The organism is Eggerthella sp. (genome assembly GCF_048329335.1).
Taxonomy (GTDB): domain Bacteria; phylum Actinomycetota; class Coriobacteriia; order Coriobacteriales; family Eggerthellaceae; genus Eggerthella; species Eggerthella lenta.
The window spans coordinates 1-4,863 of the sequence record NZ_DBFEGU010000317.1; the positions used below are offsets into that span (position 1 = coordinate 1).

Annotated in this window: 4 protein-coding genes and 1 pseudogene; 1 reads left to right on the forward strand and 4 read right to left on the reverse strand. The window is 63.6% G+C overall.

Annotated elements, in window-relative coordinates; genetic code table 11:
• Positions 1 to 28: 28 nt before the first annotated feature.
• The 4 genes from nrfD to ACMO6A_RS09990 all read right to left on the reverse strand — a co-directional run bounded on the left by nrfD (position 29) and on the right by ACMO6A_RS09990 (position 4,307).
• Positions 29 to 895 carry an NrfD/PsrC family molybdoenzyme membrane anchor subunit gene (nrfD, locus tag ACMO6A_RS09975; RefSeq protein WP_418471183.1) on the reverse strand — a complete coding sequence of 289 codons (867 nt, stop codon included), beginning with the start codon at positions 893 to 895 and terminating at the stop codon, positions 29 to 31.
• A gap of 6 nt (positions 896 to 901) precedes the next feature.
• Positions 902 to 1,438, reverse strand: a complete 537-nt coding sequence (locus tag ACMO6A_RS09980) for a 4Fe-4S dicluster domain-containing protein (protein ID WP_009306074.1) — start codon at positions 1,436 to 1,438, stop codon at positions 902 to 904.
• Between the two features lies 1 nt (position 1,439).
• Positions 1,440 to 3,635 carry a molybdopterin-containing oxidoreductase family protein gene (locus tag ACMO6A_RS09985; RefSeq protein ID WP_009306072.1) on the reverse strand — a complete coding sequence of 732 codons (2,196 nt, stop codon included), beginning with the start codon at positions 3,633 to 3,635 and terminating at the stop codon, positions 1,440 to 1,442.
• 87 nt (positions 3,636 to 3,722) lie between these two features.
• On the reverse strand, positions 3,723 to 4,307 hold the full coding sequence (locus ACMO6A_RS09990; protein WP_227111325.1) for a molecular chaperone TorD family protein: 585 nt from the start codon (positions 4,305 to 4,307) through the stop codon (positions 3,723 to 3,725).
• Positions 4,308 to 4,559: 252 nt separating this feature from the next.
• Here ACMO6A_RS09990 and ACMO6A_RS09995 point away from each other — a divergent pair.
• Positions 4,560 to 4,863: pseudogene (locus ACMO6A_RS09995) on the forward strand (LuxR family transcriptional regulator); the annotation flags it as partial.

Here is a 4,863-nt window from a genome sequence, read left to right on the forward strand (position 1 = left end):
GGGGAACACGGGCCGAGGCCGAGAAAGGTCAGAGGAACAGGACGGGCAGCGCGGCCAGGATAACCAGCAGCCGCAGCAGGAAGCCGCCCACGAGCACGCCCGCCTCGCCGATGAGGCTCACCACCAGCGACGTGGTGGACGTTTCCACCCGCTTCGCGATGAACACCGGGTAGCCCTCGATGCAGAACGGCGCCACGAGGCCCAGGATGACGATGCCGCCCCAGAACGCCGGAGCGTACTGCCCGGCCACGAGCGAGTAGACCGACGCGGCGCCTTCGAAGCTGCCGGCGCTCACGATGATCAGCATCGTGGCCAGCACGACCATTTCAACGGCGGACAGGATGACGTGGCTCTTCTTGATCAGCCACATCTGCTCGAAGCGCTCGCGATCCACGATCAGCCCCACGAGCGACGTGGCAGCGAGGCCCGCCGACAGCGCCGACACCACGAACAGGATGGGCAATATGGCGTTGTTCCACAGCGGGTACGCCTTGACCACGCCCAGCAGGAAGCCGGTGTAGGCCGCCACGGCGAACGCCGCGACGATGCCTATCCACGTGAGCCACTTCGGCACGCGCTTCTTGAGTATCTCGAGAACGGCCACGGCAAGCGCCACCGGCATGTACACGCAGATGAAGTACACGCCCAGCGTCATCACGGAACCGGGGTTCGAGATGAGCCAGAAGAAGCGCAGCGGGTTGTGCAGACCGGCTTCGGCGTCCAACATGAGCATGAGCAGGCCGATGCCGACGAAGATGGGAGCGATGATGCGGCCAGCGACGCGCATCTTCACGCTCTCGGGGTACTTGGCTTCGACGAACGTGGACGTCAGGAACGCTCCCGCCGACGCGCCGGCCAAAAACAGGTACCATGCGATCATAGGTCCCCAAACCATGGTTCATCACCTCACGTAGTAGATTTTCGAAACGGTCAGGTTGTCAGCGAGCGGCTGTGCGTGGTATTTCGCGATAGCCTGGTTGATCTCGCTATCCGGGTCGTCCAGATCGCCGAAGATGCGCGCACCCGAAATGCAGGTTCCCACGCACGCCGGCGGATTGCCCGGTTTTTCGCCGTCCCAGCAGAAGCGGCACTTCTCCACCACACCGGTCTTCTCCTGCACGATGCGGGCGCCGTAAGGACACGCAGCCATGCAGTACTTGCAGCCGATGCACTTTTCCTCGTCCACCAGCACCACGCCGGAATCGGTGATGTAGGTGGCATGCGTCGGACACACGGCAGCGCAAGGCGCGTCCTCGCAGTGCATGCACTGTGTGGGGACGATCTCGTTGTACACGTTGGGGTACTCCCCCGTCTCGATCTCGTGGTACTTGATGAACGATTCTTCGGGATCCAGATGGTTCTTCATCTGACAAGCAATGCGGCAGGCCGAGCAGCCGACGCACTTCTTCGTGTTGATCAGCATTCCGTAGCGGGTCATGTTACGCCTCCACCTTCTTCACCGTGACTGCAACTTCCTGGCTCATCATGGAGCCGACGCCCGGCTCCGCGTCCAGCGGGATGAAGTCGGTCAGGCTGATGCCGTAATGGTATGCGCGGGTTTGTGCAGGCGCGTCGCCGCCGTAGTGCGTGGGAAGGAACACGACGCCGGGCTTGAGGCGCTGCGTCACACGCACTTCCACCTGGCCGGTGTGCTCGCTCGACGACACCTCCACGGTGTCGCCTGTCTGCACGCCCAGGTCGGCAGCGTCTTTGGCGGCCATCCAGAGGCGCTCCATGTGGTATTCGCGCGAGATGGCGTGCAGGGCTTCGATGTTCTGGGTCATGGTATGGGAGTGGATGCCCTGCTTGCCGCCCACGATGGCGAACTCGCCGCTCTGGGGCGTCACCTTGCGCGGAATCCAGCCGATCACCGGATTGAGGCCGGCCTCGCCCACCTTGTCGGTTTTGAACTCGAACTTGCCCGACGCCGTTTTGAACGTGGGCACGCCGTACTCGAAGTGCGGGTCAGGCAGCTCCACCACGCCTTCCTTCTTCATCTGGTCAAGCGACACGCCCACGGTTGCCAGCTGCGCCTCAGCCCAATCCTCGGCGGTGAACTGGAAATACTCGCCCACGCCGCACGCTTCCGCCAGGCCGTTGAAGATCTCGTCGCACGTCCTCGTTTCGGGATGGATCTTCTCCAAGGCCACTGTTCGCATGCCGACGTAGTGCTTCTTACCTCCCACGAACTCCGGAAGCTCCAGGCGCTCCAGGTACGTGACCTCGGGCAGCACGTAGTCGGACTGCTGAGCCGTCTCGGACATCTGCACGTCGATGGTGACCACGAGGTCGGTCTTTTCCAGAGCCTCGGTCCACTTCTTCGGCTGCGCGTAGCCCTTCGCCGCGTTCGAGTTGTAGAAGAACAGGCCCTTGATCTCACCCTCGAGCGTCGCCTGCAACGCAGCCACGTTGGTGCCGGCGCTGGCCAGGACCAGCGGGTACTCCGCATCGCCGATGCGCTTGGCAGCGGGCTTCGCGGGCGCCTTGAAGCGGGCGTCCTCGATAGCGCCGGCCTTCGGCGAGGACGTGATCAGCGCGCCGCCCTTCGCGCCCCAGCAGCCCAGAAGCGAGTTGATGGCCGTGATGGCACGCGCCGTCTCGAACGAGTTCTTGTACGAACAGCCGATGACCGAGCGCCAACCCGACTCGATGGAAGCCGCCGGAGCCGCTTTCGCCATGGAGCGGGCAAGCTCCTGGATGGTCTCGGCCGGGACGTCGGTGATCTTCTCGGCCCACTCGGGCGTGTACTCCTTGGCTTGCTCGGCGAACTCCTCGAAGCCGTACGTGTTCTGCTCCACGAAATCGTGGTCGTAGAGGTCTTCCTCGATGAGCACGTTCGCCATTGCCATGAGCAGCGCCAGGTCGGTGCCGGGGTTGATGGGCACCCAGTCGCTGGCGAAGATGCCGGAGTTGTTGAGGCGCGGGTCGACGATGACCACGCGGGTGCCGTGCTCGGCGGCGTCGGCCAGGCTCTGCACCGACGAGGGACGGATGCCGTCGCCGTAGCTGCGGCCGATGAACATGACCATCTTCGCATTGGCGAAGTCGTTCGAATAGCCGGTGGCGCCGATGGTCAGCTGGTAGGCGCTCTCCTTCGACAGGTTGCACGAAGAAGAGTGCGCGTACACGTTCGCCGAACCCAGCGCGTTCATGAAGCGGGCGGAGTACTGCTTGCCCGACGGACGCGGATCCTGGATGATAGCCAGCGATTCAGGCCCGTTCTTGGCGATGATGTCCTGCACCTTCGCGCCGATCTCCTTGAACGCGGTGTCCCAGTCGATGGGCTCGAAGGTGCCGTCGTCCTTGCGACGCAAAGGCTGCGTGACGCGCTCGTCGGAGTACGCCATCTGGGCAAGACCATGGCCGCGCCCGCAGATGCGTCCCTTCGAGTACGGATGGACCTCGTTGCCCTTGAGCGTCCAGAGCTGGCCGTCCACCGTCGTGGCGATAAGCCCGCACTTGCTGGAACAACCGTTGCACAGCGACGGGGCCGTGACCGTGACCGCCGGTTCGGCCGCTGCCGCGCGCTCGGCCTGCCATGAGCCAAGCGAGATGGAACCCGCGGCGCAGGCGAGCGCAGCCGTAGCGGCCGAACCCTTGAGAAACGTTCTACGCGATACCGTTGTCTCCCTCATTCCTTTCCTCCCTTTCTTATCGTTCACTCGTCTTGCTTGTTCACCTATGGGCACGGCGCCTGCTTGCAGCAGCAGACGCCGGGTAGGTCATACGGCGACGGCCTCTCCTTCGGCGGCGTTCGCGAAGGCGAGCGCTTCGCCCACCGTCCGCTGCGCGAGCGCCGCGAGAGCCCGCAAAAACGCGATGCCGTCCAGCAGGTTCCGGCGGCGCACCGACGGGAGCGCTTCGTTATGCGCCACCATGTCGGCGCGGTCGGCCAACGCAGCGTCGTACTCGCAAAGCCAATCGAGATGGTCGGCAGCCAGCTGGCGGGCGGCTTCTCCGTTGCCCGCGTCCAGCAGCAGCGCCAGCAGCTCCAGCTCCAGCGTCAGATGGTCCGGCATCGAGGCGAACTCCGCGGGGACTTCGATGGCCAGCTCTCGATACACCTGGGACAAATGCCGCGCAGGATCGCCTAAGTACAGCCCGCGCGTAGCGCCGAACGCGTTGCCCTGCTGCGTGGACCACGCCTTGTACAGCGACTCCACCGGCATAGCGGCCAGCGGCATGCCTGGCACCAGCAGTTCATTCTGAAACGACGAGCGAGCGGACCATGTCGGAAGCGACAGCGCCTCTTGCAGCGGAGCGCCTGCCGCCGCGCGCACGTCCTGCCATGCAGGGTTTTGCTGCATGGAGACGTAATCCTCTTCTTTCAGGTAGGAAAAAAGCGGTGCAATGAGCGATAATATGTAGGCTACGTTCGTCATAACGGACACGATCCGTCCTTTCTCGTCATCGCCAATCCTAGGCGCGACGGGAACGGGTCGGGTAATCAGTTTCTGGTGATTTGAACGTTTTACCTGATGAATAGGGTCATCAGCACGGTTGTTAAGCGGCTTCGACACAGAACGGCTACCCGCTCGTCGACCGGGAAAGGGAGGAATGTGAGCACTCGGATCGCGGTCGCGCGCGACCGCCGCAGCATGCGGATGGTTTGGAAGACGTTGCGATTCCGTCACGTCGGCCTCGCCTTCTTCTGGGCGTGCAGCATGCTCACGTTCCGCAGTTCCATCCTGCTGCAGGGGCCCGCGAACACGCCCGAGCTCGAGACGCTCGTCGTGCTGGTCTCGTTCATCGCGAACATGACCACCTTGTTCGCCATCGCCGCGTTCATGGAACGCGATCCGCATACGTTCGACCGCCTTCCCGGATGGCTGTTCTGCGCCTTCATCATGGCCGGCCTCGTGG